This window comes from Actinomadura barringtoniae (genome assembly GCF_017573505.1).
Taxonomy (GTDB): domain Bacteria; phylum Actinomycetota; class Actinomycetes; order Streptosporangiales; family Streptosporangiaceae; genus Spirillospora; species Spirillospora barringtoniae.
Map to the genome: position 1 here is coordinate 141,747 of NZ_JAGEOJ010000018.1, position 14,237 is coordinate 155,983.

The window sequence follows — 14,237 nt, forward strand, 5'->3', positions numbered from 1 at the left end:
ACATGCCTGCCGTCCGTACAGAACGCCAGGGACCGGTCACCACGGTGATCCTCTCCCGTCCTGAGGTCCGCAACGCCGTCGACGGGCCCACCGCCGCCGAGCTGGCCGCGGCCTTCCGTGCCTTCGAGGCCGACGACGACGCGGCGGTCGCCGTGCTGTGGGGCGAGGGTGGGACGTTCTGTGCGGGCGCCGACCTGAAGGGCATGGGCGAGGGCCGCGCCAACCGCGTGGACCCGCTGCCCGCCGACGGCCCGATGGGCCCGACGCGGATGCGGCTGTCCAAGCCCGTCATCGCCGCCGTCTCCGGCCATGCCGTCGCGGGCGGGCTGGAGCTGGCGCTCTGGTGCGACCTGCGGGTGGTGGAGGAGGACGCCACGTTCGGTGTCTTCTGCCGCCGCTGGGGCGTGCCGCTGATCGACGGCGGGACCGTGCGGCTGCCGCGCCTCATCGGCATGAGCCGCGCGATGGACCTCATCCTCACCGGCCGCCCGGTCACGGCCGCCGAGGCGTACGACATCGGGCTCGCCAACCGGCTCGTACCGCCGGGCAGGGCGCGCCGGGCCGCCGAGGAGCTGGCCGCGGGCATCGCGCGCTTCCCGCAGATCTGCATGCGCGGCGACCGGCTGTCGGCGCTGGAGCAGGACGGCCTCTCCGAGGACGAGGCGCTGTCGAACGAGCTCGGTCACGGCACCAACGCCCTGCACGAGGCCATGGAGGGCGCGGCCCGCTTCGCCTCCGGCGCCGGCCGTCACGGGGACTTCGCCGACATCTGATCGTTACCGGAACACCTGTCACAATTGCCACTTCTCGGACATATGGAAGTGAAGCGCCGGCTTCACAGGGGAGCGAACAGAAATCCCCTCATCGGGAGATACGTAGAGAACGATCTTCCGTTCCCCCGAGTCGTGGAGACGCATGTGACGCATGTGAAGCTCAAGTCGATCGCGCTCGCGGTCACGTTCGTGCTGGCAGCCGCCGGTTGCGGTGGCGGTTCCGGTGACAAGGACACCAGCCGCGGCACCACCGTCGCCGGGGAGGACGGCGCGCCCTCGGTGACCGTGACGCCGGGCGACGGCTCGGCGGGGGTACGGCCCGACAGCCGGGTGGCCGTCTCGGTGGGCAACGGCACGCTCTCGCAGGTCTCCGTGCGTTCCGGAGGAGCGAGCGTCGCGGGCGGGTTCAGTGCCGGTCGTACGGGCTGGAAGGCGAAGCGGGGCCTCAAGCCGGGCGCGTCGTACGAGGTGACGGCGAGCGCGACCGGCAAGGGCGGGAAGACGACGACCGTCACCAGCCGCTTCCGTACGACCAAGGGCGACGGCACGCTCGCGATCGCCGACATCACCCCGATGAGCGACCGCAGCGAGACGATCGGCGTCGGCATGCCGATCATCGTGCGGTTCAACCGGGCCGTGACCGACCGTGCCGCCGTGGAGCGGGCGCTGGAGGTGAAGGCGCAGAAGCCGGTCGAGGGCGCGTGGCGGTGGGTGGCGTCCAACCAGGCCGTCTACCGGACGAAGCGGTACTGGCCCGCCCACCAGAAGGTCCGCTTCACCGCGCGCCTGACAGGTGTGGCGGCGGGCAGGAACGTCTACGGCGCGGCCGACGTCACGCGGCGGTTCGCGATCGGCGCGGCGCAGATCAGCACGGTCGACACCAGGACGCATCGCCTGGTCATGCGCCGCGACGGCCGCGTCGTCCGGAACTTCCCGATCAGCGCGGGCCGGGGCGGCGGGCCGATCAAGAACGGGGTGGACACGTTCCTCACCACCACCGGCACGCACCTGGTCATGGAGAAGAAGCTGGTCGAGACCATGAGCTCGCGCTGGATGGGCGTCGATCCGAAGGACAAGGCGCACGGCGGCTACGAAGAGAAGATCCCCTACGCCGTCCGCATCTCCAGCAGCGGCGAGTACGTGCACTCGATGGCCGCCACCCGGTCGGCGCAGGGCGTGCGGAACGTCAGCCACGGCTGCGTGAACTCGCCGCCGGAGGAGGCGCGGTGGTTCTACGCCAACGCCCACCGTGGCGACGTCGTCACCGTCACCGGGACCGCTCGCGGGCTGTCTTGGACGAACGGGTGGAGCTTCTGGCAACTGAGCTGGAATGCTTGGCGGGCAAAGGGTTGACCTCGTAAGAGGTCGCTTACTAGCGTCCCTTTCAGACGGATTTCGTCCGGAAGGGGACCCCAGGATGAGCCTCACCGTGGCCGAGGCGGGCCGAACGCTCGCCGATCCCACCGCGTACGCCGACGACCGGCGCCTGCACGACGCGATGACCCTGCTGCGCCGGGAGTCACCGGTCCACTGGGTGGAGGACGCGCCCGGCTACAACCCGTTCTGGGCGATCACCAAGCACGCCGACGTGCTGGAGATCGAGCGCGACCACGCGCGGTTCCTGAACGCGCCGCGCCCGCTGCTCGGCACCGCCGAGTTCGACCAGATGAACCGCGAGCGCGCCGAGCAGGGGATCGCGCTGCGCACGCTCATCCACATGGACGACCCCGACCACCGGGTGATCCGGGCGATCGGCGCGGACTGGTTCCGGCCGAAGGCGATGCGCGCGCTCGAACCGCGGATCAAGGAGCTCGCCAAGCGATATGTCGACCGGCTGGCCGAGCTCGGCGGCGAGTGCGACTTCGTCCAGCAGGCCGCGGTGCACTACCCGCTGTACGTGATCCTGTCGCTGCTCGGGCTGCCCGAGTCCGACTTCGACCGGATGCTGAAGCTCACGCAGGAGCTGTTCGGCGGCGACGACTCCGACATGCGGCGCGGGGCCACGGCCGAGGAGCAACTGGCCGTGCTGATGGACTTCTTCGCCTACTTCCAGGAACTCACGCAGGCGCGCCGCGCGAACCCGACCGACGACCTCGCCTCGGCGATCGCGAACGCCAGGATCGACGGCGAGCCGCTGAACGACTTCGACACCGCCTCGTACTACGTGATCGTCGCGACCGCCGGGCACGACACCACCAGCTCGACGATCTCCGGCGGGCTGCACGCGCTGCTGGAGAACCCCGGCGAGCTGGACCGCCTGCGGCGACAGCCCGAGCTGATGCCGTACGCGGTGGACGAGATGATCCGCTGGGTGACCCCGGTGAAGGAGTTCATGCGAACGGCGACGCAGGACTACGACCTGCGGGGCGTGACGATCCGCAAGGGCGAGTCGATGCTGCTGTCCTACCCGTCGGCGAACCGCGACGAAGAGGTCTTCGACGACCCGTTCCGCTTCGACGTCGGCCGCGACCCCAACAAGCACCTGGCGTTCGGCTTCGGCGTGCACTACTGCCTGGGTGCGGCGCTCGCCCGGATCGAGGTGCGGGCGTTCTTCGAGGAACTGCTGCCGCGGCTGGAGTCGATCGAGCTGAACGGCACCCCCGAGAGCACCGCGACCACCTTCGTCGGCGGCCTGAAGCGCCTCCCCGTCCGCTACTCCCTGAAGGGCTGACCCGCCGATGCGCATCGACGCCGCGGTGCTCCGCGCCGCAGACGGACCGTTCACCATCGAACCGGTCGAGCTCGCCGACCCCGGCCCGGGCGAGCTGGTCGTACGGGTCGTGGGCAGCGGGATGTGCCACACCGACCTGATCGGCCGCATGCCCGGCGACCTCATCGGCAAGCCCGTGATCCTCGGGCACGAGGCGTCCGGCGTCGTCGAGGCGGTCGGACCCGGCGTGAGCGAGGTGGCGACGGGCGACCACGTCGTGCTGTCCATCGACTCGTGCGGCGCGTGCGCCAACTGCCGCGCGGCGCGTCCCGGCAACTGCGCGCAGATGGCCGCGCTCAACATGTTCGCGATGCCGCTGGACGGCAAGCCGCGCGCCCACGACGCCGACGGCGAGGCGGTGAACAACCGCTGGTTCGGCCAGTCGTCGTTCGCCACCCACGCGCTCGCGACCGTGCACAACACCGTGCGCGTCGACCCGGAGGTGCCGCTGGAGCTGCTCGGCCCGCTCGGCTGCGGCATCCAGACCGGCGCGGGCTCGGTGCTCATCTCGCTCGGCGTGAAGGCGGGCGACACCATCGCGATCTTCGGCGTCGGCGCGGTCGGGCTCGCCGCCGTGATGGCGGCCCGGGTCGCGGGCGCCACCACGATCGTCGCGGTGGACCTGAACGAGTCGCGGCTGGAGCTGGCCCGCGAGCTCGGCGCCACGCACACGCTGAACGGCGCCGACGACGACCTCGTCATGCGGATCCGCGGGCTCAGCTCCGACGGCGAGGGCATGCAGTACTCGTTCGACACCACGGCGGTGCCGGCGGTCGTCGCCACCGCCGTCACGTGCCTGCGCACCACCGGCGTCTGCGGGCTGGTCGGCGTCGGCGGCGAGGAGTACCGGTTGGACCCGTCGGTGCTGCTCATGGGCCGTACGGTCAAGGGCATCATCGAGGGCGACGCCGTACCGCAGCTGTTCATCCCGCAGCTGGTCGAGCTGTGGCGGCAGGACCGCTTCCCGTTCGACCGGCTGATCACCACCTTCCCGATGAGCCGGATCAACGAGGCCGAGGCCGAGTGGCTGTCGGGGAAGGTCGTGAAGCCCGTGCTGGTGCCCGGTGGCTGATGCGCCCGCGAGCGCCGGCACCAAGCGGCGAGGCCGCCCGCCGGACCCCGACATCGACCGGCGGGCGCTGCGGACGGCCCTGAGCGTGTACGGCGAGCTGGGCTGGGCGGGCTTCAGCCTCGACGCGGTCGCGCGCCGGGCGCGTATCGGCAAGGCCGCGCTCTACCGGCGCTGGCCCGACAAGGAGAGCCTCCTCGCCGCCGCCCTGGAGCTGCTCGCCGAGCCGCCCGAGGTGGACGTCGACCTGACCGACCTGCGCGAATGCATGGTGATGATGGCCGAGCAGGTCGTCGACATGTTCGTCGGGCCGAAGGCGCTCGTGCTGCCGCGCGTGCTGATCGAGGCGTCGCTCTACCCGCCGCTGTTCGACCAGACCGTGCTCACCATCGCCCGTGCGCGCTTCGACGCCGCGCGGGAGGTGGTGGCGATGGCCGTCGAACGCGGCGACCTGCCCGCCGGGACCCCGCCCGCCCTCGTCACCGACGCGATCATGGGCCGGGTGCTGAGCGGGATCGTGCTGACGCCGGGCCGGGACCGCCCGGAGATCGCCGCCGAGCCGCGGCGGCACGCCGAGGCCGCCGTCGACTTCGTCCTGGACTCGCTCCGCCGCCCCGATCGTTGGTCCTGCGCTGATCGTTGATCCTGCGCTGATCTTGCATGATGGGGGCATGCCGGAAGCCTCCCTGTCACTGCGCACCCTCAACCGGACCCACCTGGTCCGCCAGCTGCTGGTCGAACGGTCCACGCTGCCCGCGCTGGACACGATCCGGCACCTGGTGGCGGTCCAGGGACAGGAGCCCAACTGGCCGTACGTCGGGCTCTGGACACGCCTGGTGGACTTCCGCCGCGAGGACCTGGCCGCACTGCTGGACGAACGCGCCGTCGTCCGCGGCACGACGCTGCGGCGCACCGTTCACCTGACGACCGCGGAGGACTTCCTCTGGCTGCGTCCGAGCGTGCTGCCCATCGTGATGAGCGCGCTGAAGACGGCCTATTTCGCCGACGAGATCGAGGGCATGGACCTCGCCGAGCTGGAGAAGGCCGGCCGTGAGCTGATCACCGGGCGCGAGCTCACCCGCCGCGAGTTCGCCAAGCTGCTCGGTGAGCGCTACCCGGACCGCCTGCCCCGGCGGCTGGCCGAGGCGGTCGAGGTCATGATCCCGATGGTGCACGGCACGGCGGTCGGCGCATGGGGCGGTTGGAGCGGCGCCAAGAACGTCTCGGTCTCGATCGCCGAAGAGACGCTCGGCGCGCCTTTGGTGGCCGGTCCGGAGCCCGAGAAGCTGATCCTGCGCTACCTGACCGCGTTCGGGCCCGCCGGGGTGATGGATGTCCAGGCCTGGTCGGGCACCACTCGCCTGCGCGAGGTCATGAACGGCATGCGCGACCGGCTGCGCGTCTACAAGAGTGAGGAAGGACAGGAGCTCTTCGACGTACCGGACGGCCCGATCGCCGACGCCGACCTGCCTGTCCCGGTGCGCTTCCTGCCCGCGTTCGACAACGCCGTGCTCGGCTACAAGGACCGCACCCGGATGATCAGCGAGGACGACCGCAAGCAGATCGCCTGGGAGGGCTCGGCCGGGGTGCCGCTCTTCCTGGTCGACGGCTTCGTCCGCGGCCGCTGGTCCATCAAGGCCGACGAACTGCGCGTGACCCCGTTCCGTCCCCTGACGCCCGCCGAGCAAGAAGCCGTAAGCGAGGAGGCCACTTACCTCCTGGCCTTCCTCGTTCCCGACGGCGCCACGCTCGCCCCAGTCATTGAACACGTCTAGCGGACGCGGTGGAGGAGGGGGTCGCCGGTGGTGAGGCGGCGGACGTTCTCGGCGGCGACCTTGAAGTAGCGGTCCCAGGTCTCCCGGGTCAGCCAGGCGACGTGCGGCATGAGGACGACGTTGTCGAGGGCGTTCAGCGGGTTGCTCGCGGGCACCGGCTCCTCCTCGAAGACGTCCAGGCCCGCGCCCGCGAGGCGTCCTGAGGTCAGTGCGTCCACGAGCGCGGCCTCGTCGATCACGGCGCCGCGTGCGGTGTTGACGACGATCGCGCCGGGCGGCAACAGCGCGAGGCGGCGGCGGTCGAGGAGGTGGTGCGTCTCGTCGGTCAGCGGGATGTGCACCGAGACGATGTCGCTCGCCCGGAGGAGATCGTCCAGCGGGCGCCAGGCCGGATCGTGGGGGCGGGGCGTACGCGAGGTGAACAGGACCCGCGCGCCCATCGCCTCCAGCGTCCCGCGCAGCAGCGTCGCGATCTCGCCGCTGCCGAGGAGGCCGACCGTACGGCCTGCGAGCTCGCCGCCGACCATGGAGCGTTCGGCGGGCCAGCCGTGGCCTTCGCGGGTCAGCCGGTCGAACGTGGCGAGCCTGCGGAGCGCGGACAGCATGAGCAGCAGGGACGTCTCGGCGACGGCCCGCGCGTTCTGGCCGGGCATGTTGGCCACGGCGATGCCGCGTTCGGCGGCAGCGTCCAGGTCGATCGTGTTGACGCCGGTGCCGAGCTTCTGGATCAGCCTCAGCTTGGGCGCGCGGTCCATGTCCGCGCCGGTCAGCGGGCGCAGCACGTGCCAGATGACCTCGGTGTCGGGCAGCAGCTCGAAGAAGCGCTCATCGTCTTGCTCGGAGCAACCGACCACGTCCAGGCCGGGCTCGTCGTAGTCCATGTCGTAATGCAGAAGCACGCGCATGCAGCCCATCCTGCCGTCTCGTAGGATTGAGGAACCGTAGCTTCCGCAATGGCTCGTAGCGTTCTTCTCAGCACACCGAACGGCTCACCGAACGAAACAAGGAGCAGGCCATGCTGCGTGGAGTCGCCACCGTCAACTTCTTCGCCGACGACGTGAACGCCGCGAAGGACTGGTACACCCGGGTCCTGGGCGTCGAGGCCTACTTCGAGCGCCCCGGCTACGTCGAGTTCCGCTTCGGTGACCACCAGACCGAGCTCGGCATCATCGACGCCCGCTACCGGCCGCCCGCGCTCGCGTCCGGCCCCGGCGGCGCGGTGCTGAACTGGGCGGTCGACGACCTCCAGGGCTCGCTGGACCGGCTGATCGAGCTGGGCGCCAAGGAATTGCAGCCGATCACCGAGTTCGGGCCCGGGTTCGTCACCGCCTCGGTCGTCGACCCGTTCGGCAACGTCCTGGCGATCATGCACAACGTGCACTACCTGGAGATGGTGGGCCAGGAGCGAGTGGGCCAGGAGCGGGCGGGCCAGGAGCGGATGGACTCGGAGAGGGCGGGCGGCTGATCGATGCTGGAGACCTCCGTCCGGCTGCTCCGGCTGCTCGCGCTGCTCCAGACGCGGCGCGAGTGGTCGGGCGCCGACCTCGCGGGCCGGCTCGGGGTGACGGACCGGACCGTGCGGAACGACATGGAGCGGCTGCGGATCCTCGGCTACCAGGTCGACTCTTCGACCGGCGTGACCGGCGGCTACCGGATGGGCGCGGGCGCGCAGCTCCCGCCGCTGCTGCTGGACGACGAGGAGGCGGTCGCCATCGCCGTCGGGCTGTCCACGGCCGCGGCGGGAACGGTGGCGGGCGTGGAGGAGACCTCCGTACGGGCGCTGGCCAAGCTCGAACGGATGCTGCCGTCGCGGCTGCGGCACCGGGTGAACGCGCTGCAGTCGGCCACGGTGTCGGTGGCGCGGCGCGGGCCCGGCGTGGACCCGGCGACGCTGACCGGCATCGCCGCCGCCGTACGCGACCGCGAGACGCTGCGCTTCGACTACCAGGGCAGCGGCGGCGAGGCGACGTCACGGTCCGCCGAGCCGCACCGGCTCGTCTACACAGGGCGCCGCTGGTACCTGGCGGCCTGGGACACCGGCCGTGAGGACTGGCGAACGTTCCGCGTGGACCGGATGCGGCTGCGCACACCGAACGGCCCGCGCTTCGCGCAGCGTGAGCCCCCCGAAGGGGACGCGGCGCTGTACGTGATGCGCGGCGTCGGCACCCGGCAGTGGACCTACCAGGCGCGCGTGCGGCTGCACGTGCCGCTGGAGACGGCCGCCGACCGGCTCCCGCCCGAGGCCGGCCTGCTGGAGCCGCTGGACGACCAGAGCTGCCTGTTCCTGACGGGCGCGGACGTTCTGCACGACCTCGCCTCGTTCCTCGGCGGGCTCGGCTTCGGCTTCACGGTGCTCGAACCGGACGCGCTGGCGGACCACCTCCGGACGCTCGCCGACCGCTATCGAGAGGCCGCCACCCCCGACCCCTAGCATTGGTGGTGAAGGAGGCGATGCGCCGTGTCGTCGGAGACGCTGCCGGAACAACGAGCGGAACGGCTGTGCGAGATGCTCGCGAGCCGGATCGTCCAGGCGCCGATGGCGGGCGGCGGGTCCCGGCCGGCGCTGGTGGCGGCCGTGGCCGAGGCGGGCGCGCTGGGCTTCCTCGCCGCCGGCTACAAGACCGCCGCCCAGGTCAGGGCCGAGATCAACCAGACGCGCGCGGCGACCTCCCGGCCGTTCGGCCTCAACCTGTTCATGCCCGCGACCGAGCCGGTAGACGAGGTCACGCTGGCCGCCTACCGCGACCGGATGATCCCCGAGGCCAAGCGGCTCGGCGTCGCCGTCGGCGCGACCAAGGATCGTTCCGACGACTGGGACGCCAAGATCGCCGACCTGATGAACGATCCGCCGGCGGTCATCTCGTTCACCTTCGGCTGCCCCGAGGACCAGATCATCAGGGCGTTCCAGCAGCGCGGCGCGATCGTCGTCGTCACGGTGACGTCCGTCGAGGAGGCCCGGACCGCGGCCGCCGCCGACGCCCTGTGCGTTCAGGGCGACGAGGCGGGCGCGCACCGCGGGACGTTCTCCAACGAGGACTGGGGCGCGGTGGCGCTGCGGGCGCTCGTTCCCGCCGTACGGGCCATCACCGAGCAGCCCATCCTCGCCGCGGGGGGCCTGATGAACGGCGAGGCCATCGCCGCCATCCTCGATCTCGGCGCGGACGCGGGCCAGCTCGGCACCGCGTTCGTGCGCTGCCCGGAGAGCGGCGCGAGCGACGTTCACAAGAACGCGCTCGCCGACCCGCGCTTCACCGCGACGGCGGTGACGCGGGCGTTCAGCGGACGGCCCGCGCGCGGCCTGGTCAACCGGTTCCAGGCCGAGCACTCGCCGTACGCGCCCGCCGCCTATCCCGAGATCCACTACATGACCTCGCCGCTGCGCAAGGCCGCGGCCGCGCAGGGCGACGCCGAGTCGGTCAACCTGTGGGCGGGCACGTCCTGGAGGCTCGCCACCGACGCCCCCGCCGCCGAGATCGTGGAACGCCTGAAGTCCGAACTGGCCGCCTCCGCCCGCCGCTGAAGCCGTCTGGAGGCCCGGCTGTGGGGCCCGGCTGAGGCCCGGCCGGGGCTCAGCCGGGGCCCGGCCGCAGGCCCAGGTAGGGGCCGGTTCGGCTCCGCTCAGTGATCTACGCGAAGCGGACCGTATTGGTACACCCCCGCCTGCCCAATCGTGCGGTTTCACCGATACCTTTCGCGTACGGGATCTTCGGGGAGGTCGGCGTTGGCGCGTATCGGGGTGCGTGGCGGAGCTTTGCTGTGCGTGGCCGTGCTGGGGGCGGGAGCGGCGGTGAGCGGCTGCCGGGCGACCGCCGGAACGAGCCCGATCAACCCGCCGACCGTCAGGGCGTCCCCGGCCGGGGGAGCCGCCTCCGGGACGCCGGCCGACGCCGCCGTGTGGCGCCGCTGGGGACTCAAGCCGATGGCTCCCGCGCCGCCCGCCCCGGCCGAGGCCGACAAGCCGATCAAGCTCACCAAGCGCGGCGGCTACGTGCCGATCATCACCAGCGTTCCCACCAAGGACAAGGTCGTCTTCGTCACGATCGACGACGGCAAGGAGAAGGACCCGAAGTTCGTCCAGATGATGACCGACCTGCGGATCCCCATCTCGATGTTCCTCACGCGGGACTCGATCCTGGACAACTACGACTACTTCAAGCCGCTGCAGGCCCTCGGCAACCACATCCAGAACCACACGCTCACCCACCCGGTGATGAGCAACCTCGGGCCCGACGGGCAGAAGACCGAGATCTGCGGCGAGCAGAAGCTGCTCACTCAGCACTACGGCACCGCCCCGCTGCTGTTCCGGCCCCCGTTCGGCCGCTACAACGACGCCACGCAGCTCGCCGCCGACAAGTGCGGCCCCCGCGCGCTCGTCATGTGGCGCGAGTCGATGCAGATCCACGACATGCAGTACGACGAGCCGGACAAGAAGCTGCGGCCGGGCGACATCATCCTCGCCCACTTCCGCGGCCCGGACGAGCTCAAGGGCGAGTCCATGGTCGGCATGTTCACCGCGCTGCTCACGAGGATCCGCAAGCAGGGCTTCGCCGTCGCCCGCCTGGAGGACTACATCAAGGCCCCGTGAACGCAGGGCCCCGTCCCGGCCATGCATGACCGTTCGCCTGCCGGGTAGGCCGGGCCTCCAAGAGGAGGTAACGATGGGCGAAGCGTTCCCGGGCGAGTCCGAGCTGGTGTGGGAGGAGTTCCACCAGATCGTCAACATGACCTCCGACGAGCTGCGGGCCGTTCTCACCGCGGAGGTCTCCGAGGGGCCGCGCGACCTCGGCGCTCAGGTCGCGGAGGTCCTGCACAAGCGCAAGGCCGACCTCACCGGCGCGGACACCGAGGTAATGCGCCAGGTCGTCGACTTCGTCGAGGACCGCCTGGAGGAGGACCCGGCCGACAAGGACGGCTGGCGCCGGTCCCTGATGACCGTCGGCCACGACCCGTTCCGCTGACCGTCGGTCACGGCCCCGTTCCGCTGACCGTCTGCCACGGCCCCGTTCCGCTGACGGATCGGTCACCGAGGTCCGCGGGCGGCAGGCGGATCAACGGGACCGGTGCGGGGTAGGGATCATGAGTGATCCATACGCTGCCAGGTCAGGGCCTCACCGAGCTCGGTGAGCTCGCGCTGGCCCTGGTCCTGTCGGCCGCGATCGGCCTGGAGCGCGGCCTGCGCAACAAGAGCGCGGGCCTGCGCACCCACACGCTGGTCGGCGTCGGGGCGGCGCTGTTCATGCTGGTGAGCAAGTACGGCTTCGAGAACGTCCCGGGCGACCACGTCTCGTTCGACCCCTCCCGGGTCGCGGCGCAGATCGTCTCCGGCATCGGTTTCATCGGCGGCGGCCTGATCTTCGTCCGCCGCGACGCGGTCCGCGGCCTCACCACGGCGGCGGTCGTCTGGGTCACCGCCGCGATCGGCATGGCGGCGGGCGGCGGCCTGTGGGTCCTCGCGGTCGCCGTGACCGCCGGGCACTTCATCGTCGTGTACGGGCTGAGCGGCCTGTCCAAGCGCCTGCCGCTCGACCGCTTCACCCGCTTCGGCCAGAGCCGCGTACGCCTGGTCTACCAGGACGGCCAGGCCGCGCTCCGGCACGCCCTCATGGAGTGCACCCAGCGCGGCTTCTCGGTCTCGGAGCTCTCGGTCGACCGCGAGTTCCCCGACGACGACTCCGACCTCGGCCGCGACGAGCGCCGCGACCGCGACGAACCCGCGACCCGCCGCCGGCACCGCCTGGCCTCGGTCACCCTGGTCCTGGAGGGAACGGGCTCGATCCACGACCTCACCGCCGCCCTCAGCGAACTGCCCGCCGTCGTCAGCGTCACCGCGGGCGACGTCCGCGACGACAACGACTAGCCCACGGCGCTAAACGGTCAGCTCCCGCTCGTAAGTCAGCAGCGTCTCCACGAACATCCGCCGCTCATCCGGGCTGAGCGGCTCCAGCGCCTTGCGCCACGCCTGCGCCCCGCGCCCCAGCCAGTCCTTGATGGCCGTCTCGTGGGCCGCGGCGATGCTCACGATCGTGCGCCGCCGATCGTTCTCGTCCGTCTGCCGGTCCAGAATCCCCTGCCGCCCGAGCTCGCCGACCATCAGGCTCACCGTCGCCGGGGTCACCTCGAGCCGGGACGCCAGCTCGTTCACGCTCATCGGCCCGTCGAACAGCAGGTAGGCCAGCAACGACAGATGCCGGGGAGCGAGCGAGAACGACTCCAGCTCCTTGGGCACCCCGAGCCGCTTGGCGCGCCCGACCACCCGAGGCATCAGGAGCAGCAAAGCCCTGATCCCGTCCTCGACCTCCATGCCCCGAGGTTACCTGCGCTCGAAGCCGTCCCCCACGGTCGCCGCCAGCGTCAGGAACGCGTCCCGCGTACGGGCCTGCAGCAGCTCGACGTCGACCTCCGCGTCCTGCGCCAGATGCGGATCGTACGGAACGGTCACCACGGCCTGGCACCGCTTGTCGAAGTGCGTCCGCAACGCCTCGATGTCGACGCCCGCGCCCTTGCCGGGCCGGATGCTCGACAGCACCACGACCGCGTTCCTCGCGAGCCGCGTGTGCCCGTGCGCCTCCAGCCAGTCCAGCGTCGCGCTCGCCGAACGCGCCGACGCCACCGACGGGATCGTCACCAGCACGACCTGGTCCGCCAGCTCCAGAACGGCGCCCATCGCCGAGTGCAGCAGTCCCGTCCCGCAGTCGGTGATGCAGATCGAGTAGAAGTGCTCCAGCAGTCGCACCGCGCTCCGGTAGTCGTGATCGGTGAAGGCCTTCGACAGCTCCGGGTCCCGCGCCGACGCCAGGATCTCCAGCCGGCTCGAGATCGACTGCGAGGTGAAGGCCCGCACGTCCGCGTACCGCGGATGGGGAACCGAGGCCATCTCCGCCAGCAGATCCCGTACCGAGGCGGGCGTCTCCATCCGCACCTTCTCCGACAGCGTCCCGTGGTCGGGGTTCGCGTCGACCGCGATCACCCGGTCGCCCCGGATCGACGCCAGCGCCGACCCGAGCCCCACCGCCGTCGTCGTCTTCCCGACCCCGCCCTTCAGGCTGAGCACCGCCACCCTGTGATGCCCGCCCGCCACCGGCGTCCGCACCCGCGCGATCAGCTCCCGCCGCCGCACCTCCGCGGCCGACTCCGGCGGATGCACCCGCCCCCGCGAGGCCCGGTGCACCAGCCGCCGCCACCCGTGCTCCGGTACGGCCCGCCGCCCTCGCAGCAACCGGTCCGGCGTCAGCGCGTCCGTGGCTCCCAGGTAGGCATCCAGCGGAATCGTCGCGTCCGCGGGATCGGGAGGCGCCCCCACCGGCCGGCCGTGCTGCGTCACGTTGCCCTCCCCGACGATCGATCGCGCACAGTGCTCACACGTGTGCGTTCCGTACCGCCGCCCAAAGATTGTTAAACGACCCCGCCCCCTCTGCGCCACCCTGCGCGTTCACCTCCATCCCATTGCAACACTATCCACGCCGACTCATTGCATTAAATTCAGAGCAGTTGCAATGATCTCTAGCTCTCTACCTGCATCAATGCCATCTATTCGCAACGAGCATGTTGCCAGAATCATGAACGCAACGTAGCTTTTCCTAAGTCAGAAACTTTGGAACGCAAGGGAGAGGTGCGATGCGGAAGCTCATGGCGATCTGGAACTTCACCCCCGTCCGCCTTGCGGTCCGCCTGGCCAACATGGGCCTCAACCTCGTCACCCTGCGGGAGCTGGTCATGGCCCTGGTCCGGGCCGAACTGGGCGCCACGCTGATCGCGATCGCCTGGCTCATTCCCTGGGAGAAGGTGGCCGGCCTCGCCTACCGCCTCATTCGCCAGCACTACGCCGCCGCCCAGTCCTGACCCCTTCATCTAGACGTGAATCGAATGTATGATCGAAGAATGACGATCTCGGCCGCCGTCACAGCGATCAG

At 71.0% G+C, this 14,237-nt stretch carries 16 protein-coding genes; 13 read left to right on the plus strand and 3 right to left on the minus strand.

Translation table 11 applies throughout. From position 1 onward, the window contains the following. Positions 1-2: 2 nt before the first annotated feature. The 6 genes from J4573_RS38210 (at position 3) to J4573_RS38235 (ending at position 6,327) form a co-directional block, all read left to right on the plus strand. Positions 3-773 carry a crotonase/enoyl-CoA hydratase family protein gene (locus tag J4573_RS38210; protein ID WP_208260999.1) on the plus strand — a complete coding sequence of 257 codons (771 nt, stop codon included), beginning with the start codon at positions 3-5 and terminating at the stop codon, positions 771-773. A 144-nt stretch (positions 774-917) separates the two neighbouring features. After that, the gene (locus J4573_RS38215; RefSeq protein ID WP_307797234.1) at positions 918-2,126 is read left to right on the plus strand and encodes a L,D-transpeptidase; all 1,209 of its coding nucleotides are present in this window, start codon (positions 918-920) and stop codon (positions 2,124-2,126) included. A gap of 64 nt (positions 2,127-2,190) precedes the next feature. Then, positions 2,191-3,444, plus strand: coding sequence for a cytochrome P450 (locus tag J4573_RS38220; RefSeq protein ID WP_208261001.1), 1,254 nt, complete (start codon positions 2,191-2,193; stop codon positions 3,442-3,444). 7 nt (positions 3,445-3,451) lie between these two features. After that, the gene (locus J4573_RS38225; RefSeq protein ID WP_208261002.1) at positions 3,452-4,555 is read left to right on the plus strand and encodes an NAD(P)-dependent alcohol dehydrogenase; all 1,104 of its coding nucleotides are present in this window, start codon (positions 3,452-3,454) and stop codon (positions 4,553-4,555) included. Beyond that, positions 4,548-5,195 (plus strand): TetR/AcrR family transcriptional regulator, encoded by a 648-nt coding sequence (locus J4573_RS38230; RefSeq protein WP_208261003.1) that lies wholly within the window; start codon positions 4,548-4,550, stop codon positions 5,193-5,195. Before J4573_RS38225 ends, J4573_RS38230 begins: the two co-directional genes overlap by 8 nt. Before the next feature lie 28 nt (positions 5,196-5,223). After that, positions 5,224-6,327 (plus strand): winged helix DNA-binding domain-containing protein, encoded by a 1,104-nt coding sequence (locus J4573_RS38235; protein WP_208261004.1) that lies wholly within the window; start codon positions 5,224-5,226, stop codon positions 6,325-6,327. Here J4573_RS38235 and J4573_RS38240 read toward each other — a convergent pair. Further along, a complete protein-coding gene (locus J4573_RS38240; RefSeq protein WP_243774234.1) occupies positions 6,324-7,232 on the minus strand; it encodes a 2-hydroxyacid dehydrogenase in 909 nt (302 codons plus the stop codon). The two genes, J4573_RS38235 and J4573_RS38240, sit on opposite strands and share 4 nt — an antisense overlap. A gap of 110 nt (positions 7,233-7,342) precedes the next feature. Here J4573_RS38240 and J4573_RS38245 point away from each other — a divergent pair, with 110 nt between their 5' ends. From J4573_RS38245 to J4573_RS38270, 6 genes are all read left to right on the plus strand, one after another. Then, complete coding sequence (locus J4573_RS38245; protein WP_208261005.1) at positions 7,343-7,792, plus strand: VOC family protein; 450 nt, start codon at positions 7,343-7,345, stop codon at positions 7,790-7,792. A gap of 3 nt (positions 7,793-7,795) precedes the next feature. After that, a complete protein-coding gene (locus J4573_RS38250) occupies positions 7,796-8,758 on the plus strand; it encodes a helix-turn-helix transcriptional regulator (RefSeq protein ID WP_208261006.1) in 963 nt (320 codons plus the stop codon). 27 nt (positions 8,759-8,785) lie between these two features. Continuing rightward, positions 8,786-9,847: a nitronate monooxygenase gene (locus J4573_RS38255; RefSeq protein WP_307797236.1), complete on the plus strand. Its 1,062-nt coding sequence runs from the start codon at positions 8,786-8,788 to the stop codon at positions 9,845-9,847. Between the two features lie 240 nt (positions 9,848-10,087). Then, the gene (locus J4573_RS38260) at positions 10,088-10,912 is read left to right on the plus strand and encodes a polysaccharide deacetylase family protein (protein WP_307797237.1); all 825 of its coding nucleotides are present in this window, start codon (positions 10,088-10,090) and stop codon (positions 10,910-10,912) included. Between the two features lie 73 nt (positions 10,913-10,985). Then, positions 10,986-11,285, plus strand: a complete 300-nt coding sequence (locus tag J4573_RS38265; protein WP_208261007.1) for a DUF3140 domain-containing protein — start codon at positions 10,986-10,988, stop codon at positions 11,283-11,285. 122 nt (positions 11,286-11,407) lie between these two features. After that, positions 11,408-12,184 (plus strand): MgtC/SapB family protein, encoded by a 777-nt coding sequence (locus J4573_RS38270; RefSeq protein ID WP_372442977.1) that lies wholly within the window; start codon positions 11,408-11,410, stop codon positions 12,182-12,184. A gap of 9 nt (positions 12,185-12,193) precedes the next feature. On the opposite strand, the gene J4573_RS38275 is transcribed toward J4573_RS38270, so the two are convergent. Next, positions 12,194-12,628 carry a MarR family winged helix-turn-helix transcriptional regulator gene (locus tag J4573_RS38275; RefSeq protein WP_208261008.1) on the minus strand — a complete coding sequence of 145 codons (435 nt, stop codon included), beginning with the start codon at positions 12,626-12,628 and terminating at the stop codon, positions 12,194-12,196. A gap of 9 nt (positions 12,629-12,637) precedes the next feature. Next, entirely contained in the window at positions 12,638-13,648 is a 1,011-nt protein-coding gene (locus J4573_RS38280; protein ID WP_307797239.1) for a nucleotide-binding protein, read from the minus strand. A gap of 293 nt (positions 13,649-13,941) precedes the next feature. Here J4573_RS38280 and J4573_RS38285 point away from each other — a divergent pair, with 293 nt between their 5' ends. Further along, complete coding sequence (locus J4573_RS38285) at positions 13,942-14,166, plus strand: hypothetical protein (RefSeq protein ID WP_208261010.1); 225 nt, start codon at positions 13,942-13,944, stop codon at positions 14,164-14,166. Positions 14,167-14,237: the final 71 nt, after the last annotated feature.

Coding starts and splice junctions, on each gene's coding strand:
- J4573_RS38245 (WP_208261005.1), top strand. CDS start 7,343: ATGCTGCGTGGAGTCGCCACCGTCAACTTCTTCGCCGACGACGTGAAC.
- J4573_RS38240 (WP_243774234.1), bottom strand. CDS start 7,232: ATGCGCGTGCTTCTGCATTACGACATGGACTACGACGAGCCCGGCCTG.
- J4573_RS38235 (WP_208261004.1), top strand. CDS start 5,224: ATGCCGGAAGCCTCCCTGTCACTGCGCACCCTCAACCGGACCCACCTG.
- J4573_RS38225 (WP_208261002.1), top strand. CDS start 3,452: ATGCGCATCGACGCCGCGGTGCTCCGCGCCGCAGACGGACCGTTCACC.
- J4573_RS38220 (WP_208261001.1), top strand. CDS start 2,191: ATGAGCCTCACCGTGGCCGAGGCGGGCCGAACGCTCGCCGATCCCACC.
- J4573_RS38265 (WP_208261007.1), top strand. CDS start 10,986: ATGGGCGAAGCGTTCCCGGGCGAGTCCGAGCTGGTGTGGGAGGAGTTC.
- J4573_RS38210 (WP_208260999.1), top strand. CDS start 3: ATGCCTGCCGTCCGTACAGAACGCCAGGGACCGGTCACCACGGTGATC.
- J4573_RS38285 (WP_208261010.1), top strand. CDS start 13,942: ATGCGGAAGCTCATGGCGATCTGGAACTTCACCCCCGTCCGCCTTGCG.
- J4573_RS38250 (WP_208261006.1), top strand. CDS start 7,796: ATGCTGGAGACCTCCGTCCGGCTGCTCCGGCTGCTCGCGCTGCTCCAG.
- J4573_RS38275 (WP_208261008.1), bottom strand. CDS start 12,628: ATGGAGGTCGAGGACGGGATCAGGGCTTTGCTGCTCCTGATGCCTCGG.